This is a genomic window from Simplicispira sp. 125 (genome assembly GCF_003096555.1).
GTDB lineage: Bacteria > Pseudomonadota > Gammaproteobacteria > Burkholderiales > Burkholderiaceae_C > Simplicispira.
Genome location: NZ_QEKM01000001.1, coordinates 1,931,171 through 1,948,898, shown reverse-complemented (window position 1 = coordinate 1,948,898; position 17,728 = coordinate 1,931,171). Strand labels below are relative to the sequence as shown.

Here is a 17,728-nt window from a genome sequence, read left to right as displayed (position 1 = left end):
CCGTGCTTATCACGTGTAGCCCCCTCTTTTGCTTTCTTTCGACCCACCCATGACCCTTGATACACCGGCCACCGCGGCGCAGCGTCCCCGGCTGACCCTGTTCGACCTGGACCACACCCTGCTGCCGATCGACTCCGACTACGAGTGGGGCGAGTTCACCATTCGCATCGGCTGGAACGACCCGGTGGAGTTTGCGCGCCGCAACGACGAGTTCTACGCCCACTACCAGGCCGGCACGCTCGACGTGCACGACTATGTGCGTTTTGCCACCGAATCCGTGCGCCAGCGCGGGCCCGAGGCGGCTGCCACCGCCCACGCGCAGTTCATGCGCGAGGTGATTGCGCCAGCCATCCGGCCTGAGGCACTGGCCTTGCTGCGCCAGCACCAGCAGGCGGGCGACAAGGTGCTCATCGTTACCGCCACCAACGAATTCGTCACCCGGCCCATTGCCCAGGCGCTGGGCGTGGAGGAACTGCTGTCCATGCAACTGGCGCGCGACGCCAGCGGCTGGTATACCGGCGAGATCAAGGGCACGCCCACCATGCGCGAAGGCAAGGTGCGGCGCATGGAACAATGGCTGGCTGAGCGGCAGCTCGCCTGGGAGGGCGTGGAGAGCACGTTCTACAGCGACTCCATGAACGATGTGCCGCTGCTCGAAAAAGTCGACCATCCCGTCGCCACCAACCCCGACCCACGCCTGCGCGCCCTGGCGCAAGAGCGCGGCTGGCGCATACTCGACCTGTTCACTCCACACCCATGATCAAGAAGTTCATCGACAAACTGCTGGGCAAATCGACCCCCGGCACCTCGCGCGGCAAGCCGCATTTTGGCAAGCGCGAGGAAGTACCGGCCTCGGTACACGGCATCAACCCCGAGCTGGTGGACCGCCGCGCCGTGGACGTGGTGCGCACCCTCACGCAGGCGGGGTTCGAAGCCTACATCGTCGGTGGCGCCGTGCGCGACCTGCTGCTGGGCCTGCGCCCCAAAGACTTTGACGTGGCCACCAACGCCACGCCTGAGCAGGTCAAGGGCCTGTTCCGGCGCGCCTTCATTATCGGCAAGCGCTTTCGCATCGTGCACGTCGTGCATGGGCGCGGGCGCGAGCATGAGGTGATCGAGGTGTCCACCTTCCGCGCCCACATGGACAATGCGGCGGCCGAGCAGGTCGCCGGCAACGAAAAGACCAGCAAGCAGCAGCTCGCCGGCATGCAGCACGCCGTGGATGCCTCGGGCCGGGTGCTGCGCGACAACGTTTGGGGGCCGCAGGACGAAGACGCCACGCGGCGCGACTTCACCCTGAACGCCATGTACTACGACCCGGAGCGCCAGATCGTGGTGGACTACCACAAGGGCATCCAGGACGCCAAGAAAAAGCTGCTGCGCATGATTGGCGACCCCGCCACGCGCTACCGTGAAGACCCGGTGCGCATCATCCGCGCCGTGCGCTTTGTGGCCAAGCTCAGCAGCCTGGGCTTCACGCTCGAACCCAAGACCGCCGCGCCTCTGGTGCAGTCGCAGCAGCTGCTGCAGGACGTGCCGCAAAGCCGCATGTTCGACGAGATGCTCAAGCTCCTGCAAACGGGCCATGCCATCGCCACCATCGAGCAGCTCAAGAAGCTCGGCATGGCCAGCGGCATCTACCCGCTGCTCGACGTGGTGGTCGAGCGTGCCGACACGGCCTTTGTGCGCGCCGCCCTCACCGATACCGACCGCCGCGTAGGCGAAGGCAAGCCCGTGGCGCCCAGCTTTCTGCTGGCCTGCGTGCTGTGGGAAGACGTACGCAACGGCTGGGCCGAGCGCATGAACCGGCGTGAGCATTCTTTCCCGGCGCTGCAGGACGCCATCGACGATGTGTTCAACCAGCGTATTGGTGATGTGTCGGGCCGCGGCAAGCTGGCTGCCGACATGCGTGAAATATGGGTCATGCAGCCGCGTTTCGAGAAGCGTGCGGGCCGCGTGCCCGAAAGCATGGTGGCGCAGCTGCGTTTTCGTGCGGGGTTTGACTTCATGCGCCTGCGCGCCGATGTGGGCGAAGTGGACGAGGCACTGGCCGACTGGTGGCAAAAGTTCAGCACCGCCGACGAGGCCGAGCGCTACGACCTCATGGAGCAGGTGCGTGAAGAGCAAAAAGCACGCTCGCGCAGTGCCCAGCCCGTGGTGCGCCGCGTCCCGCGTTCCGCGCCCGCAGACCCGCGCGGGCTCACGTCAGAATCAAGGGCTGACGCTCTGCCAGGCCCTGAAGAGTTGCCCGATGGCAGTGCCCCCAAAAAACGCCGTCGCCGCCGCCGCAAGCCCGGTGCGGGTTCCGACGGCGGCAGCGCATCGGCGGCGACTGAATAACCGGTACAGCGGGCCCAGGGCGGCATGAAGACTTCTGCGCCGACCACGGGTGCCACTGCCCGCGCCTGGATCGGCCTGGGCGCCAACCTGGGAGAGCGTGATGCCGCGCTGCGCCAGGCGGTGCGCGCCATCGCTGCGCTGCCGGGCACGCAGGTGCTGCATGTCTCATCGCTGTACCGCAGCGCCCCGGTGGACGCGGGCGGGCCCGACTACCTCAACGCCGTGGCCGAGATCGCCACCCCACTGGACGCACACGCGCTGCTGGCCGCATTGCAGGCCATCGAACAGGGCGCCGGGCGCGAGCGCCCTTACCGCAATGCGCCGCGCACGCTGGACCTCGACATCCTGCTCTACGGCAACCAGTGCATCGCCACCCCGCAGCTCACCGTGCCGCACCCGCGCATGCATGAGCGCGCCTTTGTGCTGCTGCCGCTCGCTGAACTGGCCCCCGAACAGGTATCGCCCGCGGCATTGCAGGCGGTGTCTGGCCAGACTATCGACTTACACCACGGCCCGGCCTGGTTGAATGCTACTTAAATAATAGCTATTGGCGCTTGTTGGGTGGGCTCTGGAGTCGGTTTTATTCTGTATTTTCGGCGCGGCCTGCCTCGTCCGGCGCATCGTCCACAAGCCGCCGTACCTGCTGGAGCACACCATCGAGCAGCGCCTGTTGCGTGGACTCCGACGGTAGTCCCCGCGCCAGCATCACGGCTCCGACCAACTGGGCCATCAGGGACCAGGCCCGGGCGTCGTCGCCCGTCAGTGTGCGCAACTGCTCCTTGAGGGCCAGCACGCCGCGCTCAAAGGCCTGCTGTGTCGCAGCGTCGGCCCGGGCGATTTCGGGCGCCAGGGCGGGCACGGCGCAGCCCGATTCAGGGTGTGCCACATGGGCAGGGCTCAGGTAGCCTTCAATGACTTTCATCGCTTTGGCGGGCGACTGCTGCGCAAACAGCGCCACCGAGCGCTGTAGCTCGTTGTCGACGATGGCTTCGAGCAACTCGTTCTTGGAGCGAAAGTGGGCATAAAACGCACCCGAGGTCAGCCCCGCCGCCGCCATCAGGCCGTCAATGCCGGTGCCTGAAAAGCCTTGGCGCTTGGCTAGCGCCCCCGTGGCTTGGACCAGGCGTGCCCGCGTACCTTCCTTGTGTTCAGGTGCATAGCGCATGGTTTTGTCTGTTGAAGTGGTCTTGAAAGAGCTTGCATTGTTACATAACGATCGTTACGATAACGATCGTTATTTAAAAGCGGAGCATGCAATGACAGTACATTTGGACGCCCGAAAAGACCGCGCAGCACTGATCGTTGGGGCGGGCGATGCTACAGGCGGCGCCATCGCCAAGCGCTTCGCCAAAGAGGGGCTGATCGCCTGCGTCACCCGCCGCACGGCTGACAAACTCACCCCCCTGGTCGAGGAAATCATCCGCGGCGGCGGGCGCGCGCATGGATTTGCCTCGGATGCGCGCAAGGAGGACGAGGTAGTGAAGTTGGTGGATGACATCGAGCGCGACATCGCACCCATCGAAGTGGTGGTGTTCAACATCGGCGCCAATGTGCCCTGCAGCATCCTGGATGAAACGGCGCGCAAGTATTTCAAGATCTGGGAGATGGCCTGCTTCAGCGCCTTTCTGGTCGGGCGCGAGGTGGCGCGGCGCATGGTCCAGCGTGGGCACGGCACGATTCTTTTTACCGGGGCCACAGCCGGGTTGCGGGGCTCATCCCAGTTTGCGGCGTTTGCCGGGGCCAAACACGCGCTGCGTGCGCTGGCACAAAGCATGGCGCGTGAACTGGGGCCGATGAATATTCATGTCGCCCACGTTGTTGTCGATGGTGCCATTGACACCGACTTCATCCGCGAGAACGCGCCAGAGCGCTATGCGCTAAAAGAGAAGGACGGCATCCTCAACCCGGACCATATCGCCGACAACTACTGGCACCTGCACACCCAGCCGCGCGACGCCTGGACACATGAACTGGACCTGCGCCCCTGGATCGAGCGCTGGTAATGCGGCTCCCAGCCCCTTGACATTCCCGGAGAACCCTATGAGCAAGACCGTTGAATTTTTGTTTGATGTCGGTAGCCCCTACACCTATCTGGCCTACCACCACCTGCCCCGTATCGTGCAGGCACATGGCGCGACGATCGTCTGGACACCGGTGCTGCTGGGCGGCATCTTCCAGGCCACGGGCAACAGCAGCCCGGCGGAGGTGCCGGCCAAAGGGCGCTACTCCAATGACGACCTGCAGCGCTGGGCGCAGGCCTATGGTGTGCCATTCCAGTGGAACCCGCACTTTCCCATCAACACCCTGGCGCTGATGCGCGGCGCCGTCGCCATGCAAATGCGCGGTGAGGAAGAGTTTCAGCGCTACCTGCGAGCCATCTTCAGCGCCATGTTCGAACACCCGCGGAACCTGAATCAACCCGCCGAAATCGGTGCGGTGCTGGTGGATGCGGGTTTTGATGCGGCGCAGTTCATGGCGCAGATTGCCGACCAGGCCGTGAAAGACCGTCTCAAGGAAAACACCGCCCAAGCGGTTGCCAGAGGAGTTTTTGGTGCGCCGACCTTTTTCGTGGGCGACGAAATGTTCTGGGGGCAGGACCGGCTGCACTTTGTGGAACAGGCCCTGTCCTGAGTCACTTCGGATGCTTGTCTGCCTCAGAAGTAAACGCATCGGCATAAAACTCTTCGGGCGGCAGCCCGCGTTGTGCGGTGTAGGCCGTGCGCGCTGAATCGACCACGATGGGGGCGCCGCAGGCGTACACCTGGTGGCCCGAGAGGTCGGCAAAATCCTCCAGCACGGCCTGGTGCACAAAGCCGGTGCGACCGCTCCAGCCGTCTGCGGGCAGCGCGTCCGACACCACGGGCACGTACACCAGGTTCGGCATGGCGGCCACTTGTTCGCGCAGCCATGCCTCCATGTACAGATCTCCGGGACGTCGCCCGCCCCAGTACAGGGTGGCCGGGCGGACGCTGCCCTTGTGCCGCAGGTGCTCGATCAACGCCTTGATGGGCGCAAAACCGGTGCCCGAGGCCACCATGACGATGGGCTTGTCCGTGTCTTCACGCAGGAAGAAGCTGCCAAAAGGGCCTTCGATGCGCAGGATTTCTTTCTCTTTCAGGGCGCCAAACACATGGTCGGTAAATCGGCCGCCCGGCATGTGCCGAATGTGCAATTCCACGCCGGGGGCGGTTTCCTGGGTGTGGGGTGCGTTGGCCATCGAATAGGCGCGGCGCACGCCATCTTTCAGGATGAACTCCACATACTGCCCCGCGTGGTAGCGAAAGGTATCGGCCGTCGGCAATTGCAGGCGCATGCGCATCACGTCATTGGACAATTTTTCCAACGCGGCCACACGCACCGGCAATTTCTTGATGGGGTAGGCGCTTTCGTCCGTGACCTGGCGCGATTCGAGCACCACGGGACCTTGTGCCGTGCCGCAGCAGGTGAGTACCCAGCCTGCGGCTTCTTCGGCGGCGCTCAGGGCTTTTTCTTGGTGTTCGCCATGCACCACGCTGCCTTCGAGTTTTTTGCATTTGCATGAGCCACAGGCGCCGTCCTTGCAACCATAGGGCAGACCCACACCGGCACGGATAGCGGCGGCCAGCATGGTTTCGCCGGGCAGTGCCTCAAAACTGCGGCCACTGGGCTGCACGGTGATCTGGGCGGGGGTGGTCGGCGGCGTGGCGGGGCTCATGCTTTGGTTATCCTTGCGTGGTCTTTTATTGCAAACCGGTCGATTTTGCCCGGGGATTCTGAATGCTCCCTGGGCCTTGTCCCTGTTGCCAGCGGGCCTTCGTGCGTCCTGGCGTCTTATTCCTCTACTGCCACGCCATGAGCTCTGTCGCCATTTCTTCTGCCCTGGGCGCACTGCCTGCCCGTTTTCGCCGCCAGCGCGTGTTGATCGTCGGCTGTGGCGATGTGGGCCTGCGCGTGGCGCGTCAGTTGCAAGGGCCCAGCGCGAGCCACCCGCGCGTGCGCGTGCTGGCGCTGACCTCCAGCTCCGAGCGGGTGGGGGCGCTGCGGGCATGGGGCATCCAGCCCTTGCGTGGCAATCTGGACCAGCCTGCCAGCCTGCGGCGCCTGGCCGGGCTGGCCACCCGCGTGGTGCACCTGGCACCACCGCCGAGTCAGGGCGGCGGTACCGACTGGTGGCGCGACCCGCGCACCTTGGCCCTGGTGCGCAGCCTGCGCCAGCGCAGCCTGCCCGATGCGCTGGTGTATGCATCGACCAGCGGCGTGTACGGCGACTGCGCCGGCGCCTGGGTGACCGAGGCGCGCCCCGTGGCGCCAGGCACGCCGCGTGCCCAGCGCCGGGTGGATGCCGAACGTGCGGTGCGCCACCTGGGCCGTGCGGGCGTGCGCGCCAGCATCCTGCGTGTGCCTGGCATCTACGCCCCCGACCGCGAGAACGGCACGCCCGAGGGGCGGCTGCGCAAGGGCACGCCCGTACTGACGGCAGAGGACGACGTGTACACCAACCACATCCATGCCGACGACCTGGCGCGTGCCTGCGTGGCGGCGCTGTGGCGCGGTGCAGCGCAGCGCGTGTACCACGCCAGCGACGACAGCGAGATGAAGATGGGCGACTACTTTGATCTGGCCGCCGACCTGTACGGCCTGCCGCGCCCGCCGCGCCTGCCGCGCAGCACAGCACAGGCGGCTTTGCCGCTGGCGCTGCTGAGCTTTATGGGGGAGTCACGCCGCCTGGACAACACCCGCTTGCGGCGTGAACTGCGCCTGCGCCTGCGCTACCCCACGGTGGCGCAGGGGCTGCGCTCTGTTTGACCCCGTTCGCGCGGTGGGGCTGCGCCTCCTGTGGTCTTTTCGGTGTGGACGGCGAACGGGATTACGTCCTTGCCCTCACCAGCGGATGACCAGGGCACCCGTGGAACGGGCTTCGCCCGGCCACTGGGTGCGTCCCCCCTCCCGCAGGAGAGGGGGTGAAGCCGCGCAGCGGCTCAGGGGGGGTCTCTAGCACGGTGCGCGCCCACCCGCCGAGCGGCAAGTGCCGTCCGGTCCCGGCAGGCGGCCAGGCCCCGCACGCGGGTAGCCTTTGCCTTGGGTGTCGAAACAGGTGAAATCGGTGCAATGGGTGAGTTTGGGACGCTGCGGCGGTGCTGTATGTACCGGGCGGCCCACGGGCACCACCACGACCTGCGGGCGCTGGGCGCGGGCCTTTTCCATTTCGGCATAACCCTCAGGGCCCAGGCAGTCCAGGTCCATCTGGCGCTGGGCCGCCTCCAGGCGCGGGTTGTACACCAGGGGTTCGCGCGCCTGCGCATCGGCCGCCTCCTGCATCAGGCGGCGCGAGCGCACACACTCCTGGGTGTGGGCGTAGTTGGGTGAGGGCGGGGCGGCCCGTGGGCGCAGCGCATCGCGTTCGGCCTGCTGGCGGGCGGCGGTGGCCTCGGCGTCCATGCGCAGTTGTTTTCGCTCCAGCGCCTCGGCCGCCTGGATACGCTCCTGGCGGATTTCCTCATCCGTCTTGCGTGCTTCCACCTCGCGCGCTGCCGTGCCGCTGGCACAGCCGCCGTCGGTGTAGATCACTTTCCCGGTGCGGGCGTCGGTACAGCGCACGACTTGGGCATGCACGGGCAGGCACAAACCTGCCGCAATGCACAGCGCAATAAGGTGCAGACGCTCGCGAAGTGCCATGGCCTTAAGGCAAATCGTCTGCTTTGGGCAGCCACTGGCCGGTTTTGGGGTTGTAGCGGTCGTAGTCGCGGCGTGGGCCGCCGTCGGGCGCGGTACGGTTTTTGCGGTCGCGCTCGGCCTGTTGGCGGCGGGCTTCTTCGCGCTCTCTCATTTCGCGTTCTCGTGCGTCGCGGTCGCGTCGGACGTTCTGCTCGCGTTGTTCGCGATCGCGCATCTCGCGCTCACGTGCATCGCGGTCACGTCGGGCGTTTTGCTCGCGTTGTTCACGCTCGCGGCGGGCGTTCTGATCCCGATCGCGCTCTCTTTCCCAACGGTCGCGGTCGCGTTCGTAAATGCGGTTTTCGCGCTCCCACCTGTCGCGGTCGGTGCGGCGCCATTCCACCGGAGGCGGCGCTACTGGGTACACAGGGTAGGCGCCCGGTGTGTAAATGATGCCGGGCTCTTGCCGAGGGTAAGGCCGGGCCTCGTAGTAGGGGCTGTCAGTGGTGGCGCAGCCGCTGGCCAGCAGGGCGAGAACTCCCAGGGCCAGGATGCGTGTCGTGCGGATGGTTTTCATGGTGTGCGTACCGGTTGGCGTGGAAGAACCCACTGTGCTTGACGCGCCGCCAAACCGTTTGGTTGACCCGGGGGCGGTGCCTTTACAGCAGCTTCACGGATGTTGCTGCCTGCAAGCGCTGGAGCCAAAAGGTCGGTTTTGCAACCATTTTGGCCCGTTTGGTGGGAGGGATGTCTGCACAATAGCCTTTTTTGCGCGCCCGCGCGACCCTTGGAGATTTGCAGCATGCCCGCATCCCTTGCCACGGACTGGAATATTGCCCCCCTGAACGGCCTCGCGCAGGTCAAGGGTCGTACCGACGCTGCGCTGTCCGACGCGCCCATCCACCGCTTCCTGCTCGATACCGTGCAGCGCTTCGCCGACCGGCCTGCCGTGGTCTTCCGCGAGCAGGGCGTGCGCTGGACCTGGGCGCAGTTCCAGGCCGAGGTGGATGCGCTGGCGGCGGGCTTCATTGCGCTGGGCCTGCGCGTGGGTGACCGCGTGGGCATCTGGTCGCCCAACCGTGTCGAATGGCTGGTGACGCAGTTCGCCACGGCACGCGCCGGGCTGGTGCTGGTGAACATCAACCCGGCCTACCGCATTGCCGAGCTGGAATACGCACTCAACCTCTCGGGCTGCCGCGCCCTGGTCACGGCCGAGCAGCTCAAGACCTCGAAGTACCTGGAGATGCTGCAGCGCCTGGCGCCCGAACTGGCCACCTGCGCGCCCGGCGCGCTCAAGGCCGCGCGCATGCCCGCCCTGGAGATGGTGATCCGCCTGGGCGCCGAGCGCACGCCCGGCATGCTCAACTATGACGACGTGCTGGCCAGCGGCCGTACCCGCGTGGACCCTGCTGCGCTCGACGCGCTGGGCGCCGGCCTGTCGTGCCACGACGCCATCAACATCCAGTTCACCAGTGGCACCACGGGCAACCCCAAGGGCGCCACGCTCACGCACCACAACGTGGTGAACAACGCGCGCTTCATTGCGCAGGCCATGGACTTCACCGAGGCCGACAGCCTGTGCATCCCCGTGCCGCTGTACCACTGCTTCGGCATGGTGCTGGCGGTGCTGGCCTGCGTGTCCACGGGCGCGACCATGGTGTTCCCGGGCGAGTCGTTCGACCCCGTGGCCACGCTGCAGGCCGTGAGCAAGGAGCGCTGCACCGCGCTGCACGGCGTGCCCACCATGTTCATCGCCGAGCTGGACCACCCGCGCTTCGCCGAGTTCGACCTCTCGCGCCTGCGCACCGGCATCATGGCCGGCTCGCCGTGCCCCATTGAGACCATGAAGCGCGTGATCGCCGAGATGCACCTCTCCGAGATCACCATCGCCTACGGCATGACGGAGACCTCGCCGGTTTCCTTCCAGAGTTCCACCACCGATCCTTTGGCGCGCCGCGTCTCCACCGTGGGCCGCATCCAGCCGATGCTGGAAGCCAAGGTGGTCGATGCCGAGGGCCAGGTGGTGCCCGTGGGCGAGAAGGGCGAGCTGCTGGTGCGCGGCTACTCCGTGATGCAAGGCTACTGGGGCGACGAGGAACGCACGCGCGAGGCGGTGCGGGACGGCTGGATGCACACCGGCGACCTGGCCACCATCGACGCCGAGGGCTACTGCAACATCGTCGGCCGCGCCAAGGACATGCTGATCCGCGGCGGCGAGAACGTCTACCCGCGCGAGATCGAGGAATTCCTGTTCCGCCACCCCAAGGTGCAGTCGGTGCAGGTGTTCGGCGTGCCCGACGCCAAGTACGGCGAGGAGATCTGCGCCTGGATCGTGCCCAAGCCCGGCCAGACCTGCACCGAGGACGAGGTGCGCGACTTCTGCCGCGACCAGATCGCCCATTACAAGGTGCCGCGCTACATCCGCTTCGTGGACGACATGCCCATGACCATCACCGGCAAGGTGCAGAAATTTGTCATGCGTGACCAGATGATTGCCGAGTTGCAGCTGCAGGTTGCCAAGACCGCCTGAAACCAGGAATTAGTGCAAAAAAAGGCCTGTAGCGCCCGATAGATAAGCGTTATAAGCTATCAATTTGATAATTAAACAGGCTGTTACTACGCTGCCAAAAACAGTGCCGGGTCCACCATGGTGCGGTTGAGCATCACGCCCCAGTGCAGGTGCGGACCCGTTACGCGGCCCGTGGCGCCCACCGCGCCCAGGCGCTGGCCGGTTTGCAGCACATCGCCGGGCTGCACGTCAGTGGCGCTCAGGTGGCAGTACATCGTGAGCAGGCCACCGCCGTGGTCCAGCCACACGGTGTTGCCGTTGAAAAAATAATCACCCACATCCATCACCCGCCCCGGCAGCGGTGCCACCACCGGGGTGCCCGTGGGGGCGGCAATGTCCATGCCGCTGTGCGGATTGCGCGACTGGCCATTGAACACGCGCCGCAGCCCGAACGAGCTGGAACGCCGCCCTGGCACCGGCACCTGCAGTGCCAAGACCTCTGGCAAGGGTGTGCTGAAAGTGGCCATCACCTGCGCCTGGTGCGCGCGCTCGCGCTCAAAGCGCGCCTGGTCTTCGGGCGACAAATCCACTGTGCCGGGCGCTACTTTCAGGCGCTGCTCGCTGTAGCGTTTGGGCGCAATGCGGAAGGCCACGGTGCGCTGGCTGCCATCGGCGGCCTGCACGGTGATCTGCGCCGGACCAGTGGCTGCTGCCAGGGCAATGCCCACCAACGCTGTCCATTCCTGTGCATCGCCCAATACCAGCAAAGGCACATCGACCCCGCCTTGCTGCAGGTGCGCCACGGGGCGTGCTGCGCCCGGCCCGAGCGGCAGCCGCGCCACGCCACCGGGCACCGCCAGGCTGCGCGGCAAAGTTGCTGCCTGCGCCGATGCGGCGGGCAGTATCAGCAGGCCCACAGTGCCCAGCAGGGCCGTGCGGCGGCGCAGGGCAAGGGGGGCAAACGGTGAGGGGTGTAGGGCAGGCATAGGTGGTCTCCGTAGCGCGGGGCTGGGTGTGCATCAAAACACGGCCGGGCACCCATTGTGCGGGCGCCATCAGCTATGCAAATCATAGAATGCCGGGAACTGTGTGGCCCCGTGCGCGTCTACCCTGATTCTTTGAGAAATCTGTCCTTGAACCCAAACCCCGTGATTGTTTTTGGTGGCACCCTCACCGCCCCTCCGCTGGCCCGTATGCACCGCTGCGCCCGGCAGGCCGTGGCCATGGTGGCCCTGCTGCTGGCGGGCTGCAACACCGTGCCTCCGGTGCAGCACTACGGGCCGCAAGAGCGCTTTGGCTCGGTGGCGACCTATTCGCGCCTGTTTGATGCCAGCCCCGCCCACACCTGCGAGGCTGCGCGCCGCGCGTTGCTGAGCCAGGGGTACCTCATCAATTCCGCCTCGGCAGAGCAGGTGGAGGGCAAGAAAAACTTCCAGCCCGACGCCGAATCGCACCTGCAAATTCTGATCCGTGTGGTGTGCGTCCCCGATGCGGCCAACGGGCAGGTCAGCCTGGGCTTTGTCACTGCAGTGCAAGACCGCTACACCCTCAAAAAGGCCAATAACTCGGCCAGTCTGGGTGTGGGCGCGTTGGGTTCGGTGTCGCTGCCCTTTATGGCCGGCAGCGAGGCCATGGTCAGAATCGGCAGCGAGACGATTGCTGCCGATGGTTTTTACGATAATTTTTTCGACCTGGTGCGCCGCTACCTCTCCGCCAGCGATCTTGCGGACGATTGACAGCGGGGAGCGCCGGCGGGCCTGTCTTTGCGCTCAGTGTGTGACAAATTCGTAGGTGACAGCTTCGCTCTCCACCATGTCCAGGATGTCGTTGAGCACATCTTCTTCCTCGGTGCTGCTCCAGACATCTTCCGGGTCGCTGGCAAACAGCGGCTCAATGGCAATATCCATGAACACGCCATTGGGCAGCTTGAGTACCGGCGTACCTTCTGAGGTGCCCACCAGCTCCCAGTCGTCCGGCACGGCCATTTCCAGTTCAATGGTGACTTTGAGTTTCTTCATGCTGTGTTCCTTGGTAAATCGGACGAGGGTAACCCATGTTGTAGAAAAAACGCTTCGCTTGTGGATGCGCCAGCGCTAATTGCTATTGAAAACATAGTGTCCATCCGCCGCCGGGGGAGACTGGCGGCCCCAGTGCGCTCGCCTGTGTGATGATGCAAGCCCACCTCTGCCCGCACCTCTGCCATGCCTTCGCTTGAACTGAAAATTCCGCCGCCCCTGGTTGCCGCCACCGTCGCCGGGGCCATGGTGGCTGCAGCGGCGTGGTTGCCGCCTGTGCTGGATGTGCCCTACGGCGTTCGCCTGGGCGGTGCCCTGGTGCTGGCGGGTGTGGGTGCGTGTTTTGACTTGGCGGGCCTGCGGGCTTTCCTCAAGGCCAAGACCACCATCAGCCCGTTGCGGCCCAACCGGGCTGCCGCGGTGGTGACCACGGGTGTCTACCGCGTGACGCGCAATCCCATGTACCTGGGGATGGTGCTCATCTTGTTGGGTCTGGCGCTGTACCTGGCCTCGCCGTGGGCGGTGCTGGGGCCACTGGTGTTTGTGGCCTATATCACGCGCTACCAGATCAAGCCCGAAGAGCATGTGCTGGCGGCCCGCTTTGGAGCGCCCTACACCGACTACTGTGCACAGGTGCGGCGCTGGCTGTAATTCCATTTCTAAATCAAACGATTACTTTGTCGGCTTCGCTTGCCGTGCTAGAGCACTGTCTGCGCTTCGCCTTCGCGTACTCGATTGATTGAGAAACGGAATAAGCGCCGGGTGACTGAATTATTGGTAAAAGTGCCTCTAGCGCTTGATGGGTAAGCGTTAGCAGCTATCAAGACCATAGTTTTGCGAATCAGATAGCATGGCCGCATGACCACCCATTACGAAAGCGTGCACCCCGTCACGCTGTACCCCGACGCCTTCCACGTGGCGGCGCCCGACACCCCCGTGGCGCATGACCTCTTTCCGCGCAGGCCGGGCGTGTTTATCCGCAAGATGCAAAGCACCGATCCTGCGCCCGTGCTGGAGCCCACGCCAGTGCTCGAATCAGAACCCGCATCAGAGCCTACCGAGCCCCCCGCCCGCGAAAAGCCCGTGCGCGAACTCGTGACCGGGCAATTCGGCCTGGTGCCGCCGTGGGTCAAGTCGGTGTCGGATGCCAAGTTGCGCTCGACTAAACTCGTCAATGCGCGGCAGGAAACGGTCAGCACCTCCAACCACTTCCGCGCCACCTGGCTGAACGCGCAGCGCTGCATCGTGCCCATGATGGCGTTCTTTGTGGACGACCTGCGCAGCGGCAAGCCCGTGCCCACGCGCATTGCCCGGGTTGACGGCAAGCCCATGGGCGTGGCCGGCCTGTGGGAATGCTGGACGGGTGCCGAGGGCGACACCATCACCAGCTTTACGCTGCTCACCGTCAACGCCAACAGCCATGCGCTGATGGGCCGCTACCAGCACGGCGGCACCGAAAAGCGCATGCCCGCTGTGCTGAACGAAGGCTCTTACGACGCCTGGCTCACCGCCCACCCCCAAAAGGCCCGCGAATTTTTGCGCGCCTACCCGGCCAACTGGCTGCTGGCCAACCCGGTGCAAAAGCCGAAGGGTTGAATCGCAGGGCTGCGCGAGGGCGCAGCGCGTGGCTTGGCGCCTGTCAGGCCGCGATGGTTTGTGTGCGGTCGCTTGCGCTGCCCTGCGCCCAGGCCCGCAGGCGGTCGATAGGGGGCGGCGACCATGATGGCTAGGAGCCTGTCGGACTTGGCAATCGTCGGCTGCGAATCGACCGCAGCGGTCCATTTTCTACCGTCTTTTTGCCCCATAGCCGGGCTATGGGGCTGCAAATCCGGCAAAAACTGTTCTCGCTGGGGCCGATTCTCGCTTTCGATGCTCCAAGCCCGACAGACTCCTAGAACGCAGACCCCGGCTCGCGCAGAAACGCCAGCTCTTCATCGCTGGAAGCGCGACCCAGCACGGCGTTGCGGTGCGGGTAGCGGCCAAAGCGGTCGATGATGGCTTTGTGCTGCAGTTCAAAGCGCAGGTTGTCCTCCAGCCCCGGCTGCGAGAAGAGTTGCACTGCCTGCACATGCACCACGCCAGATTCGCTGTGCATGTACGGCAGATAGGCAAAGGCGCGCTGCGCGGGCGGCAGGCTGCGGTCTTGCCCACTGGCCACCAGCTCTTGTGCCAGCACCAGGGCCATGGCGTCGTGCGCAAAGGCACGCGGTGTGTCGCGGTACACATTGCGCGAGAACTGGTCCAGCACCAGTATTTCTGCCAGCCGCCCCGGTGCGGTGGCGCGCCACGCATACAGCTCGCACCGTGTGGCGGCCTCCAGCGTGGCGCCAAAGCGGGTGGCAATGGCGGCGTCCAGCGCGGCGTCTTTGGCAAAGTGCTGTGGGGCAGTCAGTTCTTCAAACCAGAACTGAAGAATGGTTTCGGGGCTGACGGGGCGGTGGTTTTTCATGGTGCCTGGAGAATCGTGTGGTGCGGGCTTGTCGATGGAAAGCAGGGGAGTACCTGTCCAAGATACGCCAAACCGCGCATTCCAGGCCCAGGGCATGTGGCAAAACCTGGCATCCAACAGGGCGGCTTACCGGGCGTTAGCCCATGCACTGCTGCGGCGACGACCTTGGCGCCTGTTCCATTTCTCAATCAAACGATGACTTTGCCGCCTTTGCGTACGCGATTGATTGAAAAAAGGAATTATTCGTCATCGTCCGCTTGGCCGTCATCGCGCAGGCGGCGATCGAGCTTGCCGCGCAGCGACTGGGCTTTCTGCAGAAACTGCGGAACAGGCACGGCCGGGGCCATGCGCAGGCTTGGCGGGAACAGGCTGCTCATGTAAAGCGTGTTCGATAGGCGCATGCGGTCGAGCCACTGCGTACCCAGCCAGGCCGGTATACCCAAGGCCACGACCGCAGCCACCGTCCAGGCCAGACCAGCGCGGCGGCGCGGCAGCACCGCCGCCAGGTGGGCATACAGGCCCCCGGCGAGCACCAGCACCATGAGCAGGTAGGCGAAGTGCGACAAAGCCTCCCAGGAGAAAGCGAATGCAGCCAGGCTGGTGGTCAGCTGCACCGCCTCGGCCACAAGGTATGCAGCGCAGGCAATGCGCACATGGCGCCAGAACTGCAAGTGGCCGTCAAACACCTTGTTGGTGACCGCCCACACGCCCGACCAGATACCCAGCACCAACAGCATGCCCAGCAGCAAGCCGGGCAACGATTTCAGGAATTTGGATGCATCGTTTGCCTCCAGCCACGACGAGCCCAGCACCACAGCCGCCACCAATGCCACCAGTACGGCTGTAATGGCAACCCTGCGCCATGGGAACTGCGGCAGCGCCTGCTCGTCGGCGATGGCCGTGTCGGCCAGGCGCAGCGTGATGCGGGTGCGGCCAATGTCCAGCGGCGTACCGTCGGGCCAGTCGAAGCCTTCGCCTTTGCCGTAGTGTTTGCCTTGCAGGCCTGCGCCGTTGCGGGTTTCCAGCACCTCCACATGCACCGTGCGGGGCGCGTCCACCGGCCGGTCAATGCGCAGGTGTGTGGGTGCGACAAACGGGTCGTCCAGCACCAGATCGCAATCGAGCCCTCGGCCCACAGTCACAGGCCAGCGCGTAATCGGCGTGCGCGCCAGCAAGGCGCTGTGGCGGTCAAAGGCTTCCAGCAGTCCCAGGGTCGGCATCATGGCGCGGCCTCCCAGCGAAAGGCTTGCAGGTAGTGGCTCGCCAGTTTCATGCCGTTGTCGAAAGCGACACCTTGCACGTCCATGCGGCCCAGCACGCCCTGCGTCGGCTGGTTGATGGACAGGGCCAGCACGGTCATGTCGTACAGGCCGGGCAGCTTGCGGTAGGCCGACATGCAGACCACCGCCCGCATGGGCAGGCTGCCTGCGTCCACGTAGCTTTCGGTGCATTCCACGGCCGTCTGGTGGCGGTTGCCGCGCTTCAGAAAGGGCTCGTTGCCAAAACTCTGGGAAAACACCCGGGCAAACCGCGCTGCGCCCAGGGTGGGCGCGTCGTAAGCCTCGTAGCCCATGTGCACTGTGCCGGTGTTGAAGTCACCGGCCACCACATGGCTGTCGGCCTGGCACTTGGTGCGCTGCAGGTTCAGACTGGGAAAGTTGGGGTCGCGCCCCGAGCCCCAGCAACGTGCCAGCGCGTCGTCAGGCACCGGCACGCGGTAGTTGCCGTGGCGCTGCTCCTGAAATGGTGTTTTCAAGAAACGCTCGGTCAGCAACTGCTGGTGCACCAACAATTGCTTGGTCACTTCGCCATAGGCCGGTTGGGTGATGGGCTGGGCGTTGGCTGCGCGCTGTACCAGCGCCTGGGCGAATTCGGCGGGCACCAAAAAGCTCACCTCCTCGCCATCGAGCCGCTTGGCCACATTCACGCCCAGCACCCGCCCGGCATCGTCCACTGCCGGGCCGCCGCTCATGCCGGGGTTGAGTGTGCCGCCAAAAAAGATGCGCGGATAAAAGCTGCGCCGCACCAGACCGTTGTAGGTGCCCTCGGTCACGGCAAAACCAATGTCCAGCGGGTTGCCGAGCGAGTAAATGCGCTCGCCCTGCGCCAAAGCTGCGGCGGCGGGCCGAAAGTGAAGCACTGGCGCGCGGGCCGTGCGGGCTTTGGCGCGCAGCACAGCCAGGTCGCGCTGCACGTCAAACGCCAGCAGTTCGGCTTCGCCCTCCTGCCCCTCCATCGTGACGTACACGGCGCGGTAACGCTCGGGCTCCAGCGCCAGCTGGCTCGCCACATGGAAGTTGGTGACGATCAGGCCGTCGTTTGACACAAAAAAGCCCGAGCCAATCGACGCCTGCGTGTTGGCGTTGCGCAGCAGCGTGCGGATCTGCACCAGCTTGTCGCGCGAGAGTTCGTAAATGCGCCGCGCATCGCGGGACAGCGCCGTGGTGGGCTCTGCGGCGGCGGCCGGTGCAGGCGGTGCAAGCGCCGGGGAGGGTGCCCCTGGGGGCGCCACGACCGGCGTGTGAGCGGCCGGTGTGCCCACGGGCGCCGGGTGGGGGGCCGTTTGGGCGGTGGCCAAACTGCAGGCCAGCACAAGGAGCAAGCTGACAAGCGGGCGCGGCCGCAACGTGGGAAAAGGCATTGCGGCATTGTATGAATGCGATGGCGCAGCAAAATGCGTGGGTGCTGATTTATTGCACGCCTGCTGCCGCGCAATGGCGCCCGCTCAGCAGGCCGTTACCCAGCCTTGTGGCTTGGCCCCCATTCTTCTGCTGCCTTGGG

The 17,728-nt window shown here is 65.3% G+C and carries 19 protein-coding genes; 10 read left to right on the top strand and 9 right to left on the bottom strand.

Annotated elements, in window-relative coordinates:
* The first annotated feature begins 49 nt into the window (after window positions 1-49).
* Genes C8D04_RS09070 through folK form a run of 3 tightly spaced genes read left to right on the top strand, consistent with a single transcriptional unit; the run spans window position 50 to window position 2,877 of the window.
* Window positions 50-760, top strand: a complete 711-nt coding sequence (locus C8D04_RS09070; protein ID WP_116004552.1) for an HAD family hydrolase — start codon at window positions 50-52, stop codon at window positions 758-760.
* The gene (gene pcnB, locus C8D04_RS09065) at window positions 757-2,340 is read left to right on the top strand and encodes a polynucleotide adenylyltransferase PcnB (protein ID WP_116004551.1); all 1,584 of its coding nucleotides are present in this window, start codon (window positions 757-759) and stop codon (window positions 2,338-2,340) included. Before C8D04_RS09070 ends, pcnB begins: the two co-directional genes overlap by 4 nt.
* A 24-nt stretch (window positions 2,341-2,364) precedes the next feature.
* Entirely contained in the window at window positions 2,365-2,877 is a 513-nt protein-coding gene (gene folK, locus C8D04_RS09060) for a 2-amino-4-hydroxy-6-hydroxymethyldihydropteridine diphosphokinase (RefSeq protein WP_116004550.1), read from the top strand.
* Between the two features lie 43 nt (window positions 2,878-2,920).
* Here folK and C8D04_RS09055 read toward each other — a convergent pair whose 3' ends face one another.
* Window positions 2,921-3,505, bottom strand: coding sequence for a TetR/AcrR family transcriptional regulator (locus C8D04_RS09055; protein ID WP_116004549.1), 585 nt, complete (start codon window positions 3,503-3,505; stop codon window positions 2,921-2,923).
* 91 nt (window positions 3,506-3,596) lie between these two features.
* Here C8D04_RS09055 and C8D04_RS09050 point away from each other — a divergent pair, with 91 nt between their 5' ends.
* Both C8D04_RS09050 and C8D04_RS09045 read left to right on the top strand, forming a co-directional pair.
* Entirely contained in the window at window positions 3,597-4,343 is a 747-nt protein-coding gene (locus C8D04_RS09050; protein ID WP_116004548.1) for an SDR family oxidoreductase, read from the top strand.
* A gap of 37 nt (window positions 4,344-4,380) precedes the next feature.
* Window positions 4,381-4,971: a 2-hydroxychromene-2-carboxylate isomerase gene (locus C8D04_RS09045; protein ID WP_116004547.1), complete on the top strand. Its 591-nt coding sequence runs from the start codon at window positions 4,381-4,383 to the stop codon at window positions 4,969-4,971.
* A 1-nt stretch (window position 4,972) separates the two neighbouring features.
* On the opposite strand, the gene C8D04_RS09040 is transcribed toward C8D04_RS09045, so the two are convergent.
* Window positions 4,973-6,034, bottom strand: coding sequence for a CDP-6-deoxy-delta-3,4-glucoseen reductase (locus C8D04_RS09040; protein ID WP_116004546.1), 1,062 nt, complete (start codon window positions 6,032-6,034; stop codon window positions 4,973-4,975).
* A gap of 137 nt (window positions 6,035-6,171) precedes the next feature.
* On the opposite strand from C8D04_RS09040, the gene C8D04_RS09035 reads away from it, so the two are divergent.
* Window positions 6,172-7,125, top strand: a complete 954-nt coding sequence (locus tag C8D04_RS09035; RefSeq protein WP_116004545.1) for an SDR family oxidoreductase — start codon at window positions 6,172-6,174, stop codon at window positions 7,123-7,125.
* Window positions 7,126-7,311: 186 nt separating this feature from the next.
* On the opposite strand, the gene C8D04_RS09030 is transcribed toward C8D04_RS09035, so the two are convergent.
* Complete coding sequence (locus tag C8D04_RS09030; RefSeq protein WP_116004544.1) at window positions 7,312-7,995, bottom strand: DUF4124 domain-containing protein; 684 nt, start codon at window positions 7,993-7,995, stop codon at window positions 7,312-7,314.
* Between the two features lie 4 nt (window positions 7,996-7,999).
* Window positions 8,000-8,551 carry a hypothetical protein gene (locus C8D04_RS09025; RefSeq protein WP_116004543.1) on the bottom strand — a complete coding sequence of 184 codons (552 nt, stop codon included), beginning with the start codon at window positions 8,549-8,551 and terminating at the stop codon, window positions 8,000-8,002.
* A gap of 225 nt (window positions 8,552-8,776) precedes the next feature.
* On the opposite strand from C8D04_RS09025, the gene C8D04_RS09020 reads away from it, so the two are divergent.
* Window positions 8,777-10,504: an AMP-binding protein gene (locus C8D04_RS09020; protein ID WP_116004542.1), complete on the top strand. Its 1,728-nt coding sequence runs from the start codon at window positions 8,777-8,779 to the stop codon at window positions 10,502-10,504.
* Window positions 10,505-10,590: 86 nt separating this feature from the next.
* Here C8D04_RS09020 and C8D04_RS09015 read toward each other — a convergent pair whose 3' ends face one another.
* Complete coding sequence (locus tag C8D04_RS09015; protein WP_199562988.1) at window positions 10,591-11,469, bottom strand: peptidoglycan DD-metalloendopeptidase family protein; 879 nt, start codon at window positions 11,467-11,469, stop codon at window positions 10,591-10,593.
* Window positions 11,470-11,706: 237 nt separating this feature from the next.
* Here C8D04_RS09015 and C8D04_RS09010 point away from each other — a divergent pair, with 237 nt between their 5' ends.
* Window positions 11,707-12,219, top strand: coding sequence for a DUF2242 domain-containing protein (locus C8D04_RS09010; RefSeq protein WP_233521247.1), 513 nt, complete (start codon window positions 11,707-11,709; stop codon window positions 12,217-12,219).
* A gap of 33 nt (window positions 12,220-12,252) precedes the next feature.
* Here the strand turns inward: C8D04_RS09010 and C8D04_RS09005 are convergent, their stop codons facing one another.
* On the bottom strand, window positions 12,253-12,501 hold the full coding sequence (locus C8D04_RS09005; RefSeq protein WP_116004541.1) for a hypothetical protein: 249 nt from the start codon (window positions 12,499-12,501) through the stop codon (window positions 12,253-12,255).
* Between the two features lie 183 nt (window positions 12,502-12,684).
* On the opposite strand from C8D04_RS09005, the gene C8D04_RS09000 reads away from it, so the two are divergent.
* Complete coding sequence (locus tag C8D04_RS09000; RefSeq protein ID WP_116004540.1) at window positions 12,685-13,149, top strand: isoprenylcysteine carboxylmethyltransferase family protein; 465 nt, start codon at window positions 12,685-12,687, stop codon at window positions 13,147-13,149.
* Between the two features lie 207 nt (window positions 13,150-13,356).
* Window positions 13,357-14,094, top strand: coding sequence for an SOS response-associated peptidase family protein (locus tag C8D04_RS08995; protein WP_116004539.1), 738 nt, complete (start codon window positions 13,357-13,359; stop codon window positions 14,092-14,094).
* 295 nt (window positions 14,095-14,389) lie between these two features.
* Here the strand turns inward: C8D04_RS08995 and C8D04_RS08990 are convergent, their stop codons facing one another.
* The 3 genes from C8D04_RS08990 to C8D04_RS08980 all read right to left on the bottom strand — a co-directional run bounded on the left by C8D04_RS08990 (window position 14,390) and on the right by C8D04_RS08980 (window position 17,588).
* Window positions 14,390-14,947, bottom strand: a complete 558-nt coding sequence (locus C8D04_RS08990; RefSeq protein WP_116004538.1) for a DUF924 family protein — start codon at window positions 14,945-14,947, stop codon at window positions 14,390-14,392.
* A gap of 239 nt (window positions 14,948-15,186) precedes the next feature.
* Entirely contained in the window at window positions 15,187-16,170 is a 984-nt protein-coding gene (locus tag C8D04_RS08985) for an FHA domain-containing protein (RefSeq protein WP_116004537.1), read from the bottom strand.
* Window positions 16,167-17,588 carry a serine protease gene (locus tag C8D04_RS08980; RefSeq protein ID WP_116004536.1) on the bottom strand — a complete coding sequence of 474 codons (1,422 nt, stop codon included), beginning with the start codon at window positions 17,586-17,588 and terminating at the stop codon, window positions 16,167-16,169. The genes C8D04_RS08985 and C8D04_RS08980 overlap by 4 nt, the downstream gene beginning before the upstream one ends.
* Between the last annotated feature and the right edge of the window lie 140 nt (window positions 17,589-17,728).

What these genes read in the sequence shown, in the direction of transcription:
- C8D04_RS09070 (WP_116004552.1), top strand. Translation starts at nt 50, where the DNA reads ATGACCCTTGATACACCGGCCACCGCGGCGCAGCGTCCCCGGCTGACC.
- C8D04_RS09010 (WP_233521247.1), top strand. Translation starts at nt 11,707, where the DNA reads ATGGTGGCCCTGCTGCTGGCGGGCTGCAACACCGTGCCTCCGGTGCAG.
- C8D04_RS08980 (WP_116004536.1), bottom strand. Translation starts at nt 17,588, where the DNA reads ATGCCTTTTCCCACGTTGCGGCCGCGCCCGCTTGTCAGCTTGCTCCTT.
- C8D04_RS08995 (WP_116004539.1), top strand. Translation starts at nt 13,357, where the DNA reads ATGACCACCCATTACGAAAGCGTGCACCCCGTCACGCTGTACCCCGAC.
- C8D04_RS09040 (WP_116004546.1), bottom strand. Translation starts at nt 6,034, where the DNA reads ATGAGCCCCGCCACGCCGCCGACCACCCCCGCCCAGATCACCGTGCAG.
- folK (WP_116004550.1), top strand. Translation starts at nt 2,365, where the DNA reads ATGAAGACTTCTGCGCCGACCACGGGTGCCACTGCCCGCGCCTGGATC.
- C8D04_RS09005 (WP_116004541.1), bottom strand. Translation starts at nt 12,501, where the DNA reads ATGAAGAAACTCAAAGTCACCATTGAACTGGAAATGGCCGTGCCGGAC.
- C8D04_RS09055 (WP_116004549.1), bottom strand. Translation starts at nt 3,505, where the DNA reads ATGCGCTATGCACCTGAACACAAGGAAGGTACGCGGGCACGCCTGGTC.
- C8D04_RS08990 (WP_116004538.1), bottom strand. Translation starts at nt 14,947, where the DNA reads ATGAAAAACCACCGCCCCGTCAGCCCCGAAACCATTCTTCAGTTCTGG.
- C8D04_RS08985 (WP_116004537.1), bottom strand. Translation starts at nt 16,170, where the DNA reads ATGATGCCGACCCTGGGACTGCTGGAAGCCTTTGACCGCCACAGCGCC.
- C8D04_RS09030 (WP_116004544.1), bottom strand. Translation starts at nt 7,995, where the DNA reads ATGGCACTTCGCGAGCGTCTGCACCTTATTGCGCTGTGCATTGCGGCA.
- C8D04_RS09035 (WP_116004545.1), top strand. Translation starts at nt 6,172, where the DNA reads ATGAGCTCTGTCGCCATTTCTTCTGCCCTGGGCGCACTGCCTGCCCGT.
- C8D04_RS09020 (WP_116004542.1), top strand. Translation starts at nt 8,777, where the DNA reads ATGCCCGCATCCCTTGCCACGGACTGGAATATTGCCCCCCTGAACGGC.
- C8D04_RS09050 (WP_116004548.1), top strand. Translation starts at nt 3,597, where the DNA reads ATGACAGTACATTTGGACGCCCGAAAAGACCGCGCAGCACTGATCGTT.
- pcnB (WP_116004551.1), top strand. Translation starts at nt 757, where the DNA reads ATGATCAAGAAGTTCATCGACAAACTGCTGGGCAAATCGACCCCCGGC.
- C8D04_RS09045 (WP_116004547.1), top strand. Translation starts at nt 4,381, where the DNA reads ATGAGCAAGACCGTTGAATTTTTGTTTGATGTCGGTAGCCCCTACACC.
- C8D04_RS09015 (WP_199562988.1), bottom strand. Translation starts at nt 11,469, where the DNA reads ATGCCTGCCCTACACCCCTCACCGTTTGCCCCCCTTGCCCTGCGCCGC.
- C8D04_RS09025 (WP_116004543.1), bottom strand. Translation starts at nt 8,551, where the DNA reads ATGAAAACCATCCGCACGACACGCATCCTGGCCCTGGGAGTTCTCGCC.
- C8D04_RS09000 (WP_116004540.1), top strand. Translation starts at nt 12,685, where the DNA reads ATGCCTTCGCTTGAACTGAAAATTCCGCCGCCCCTGGTTGCCGCCACC.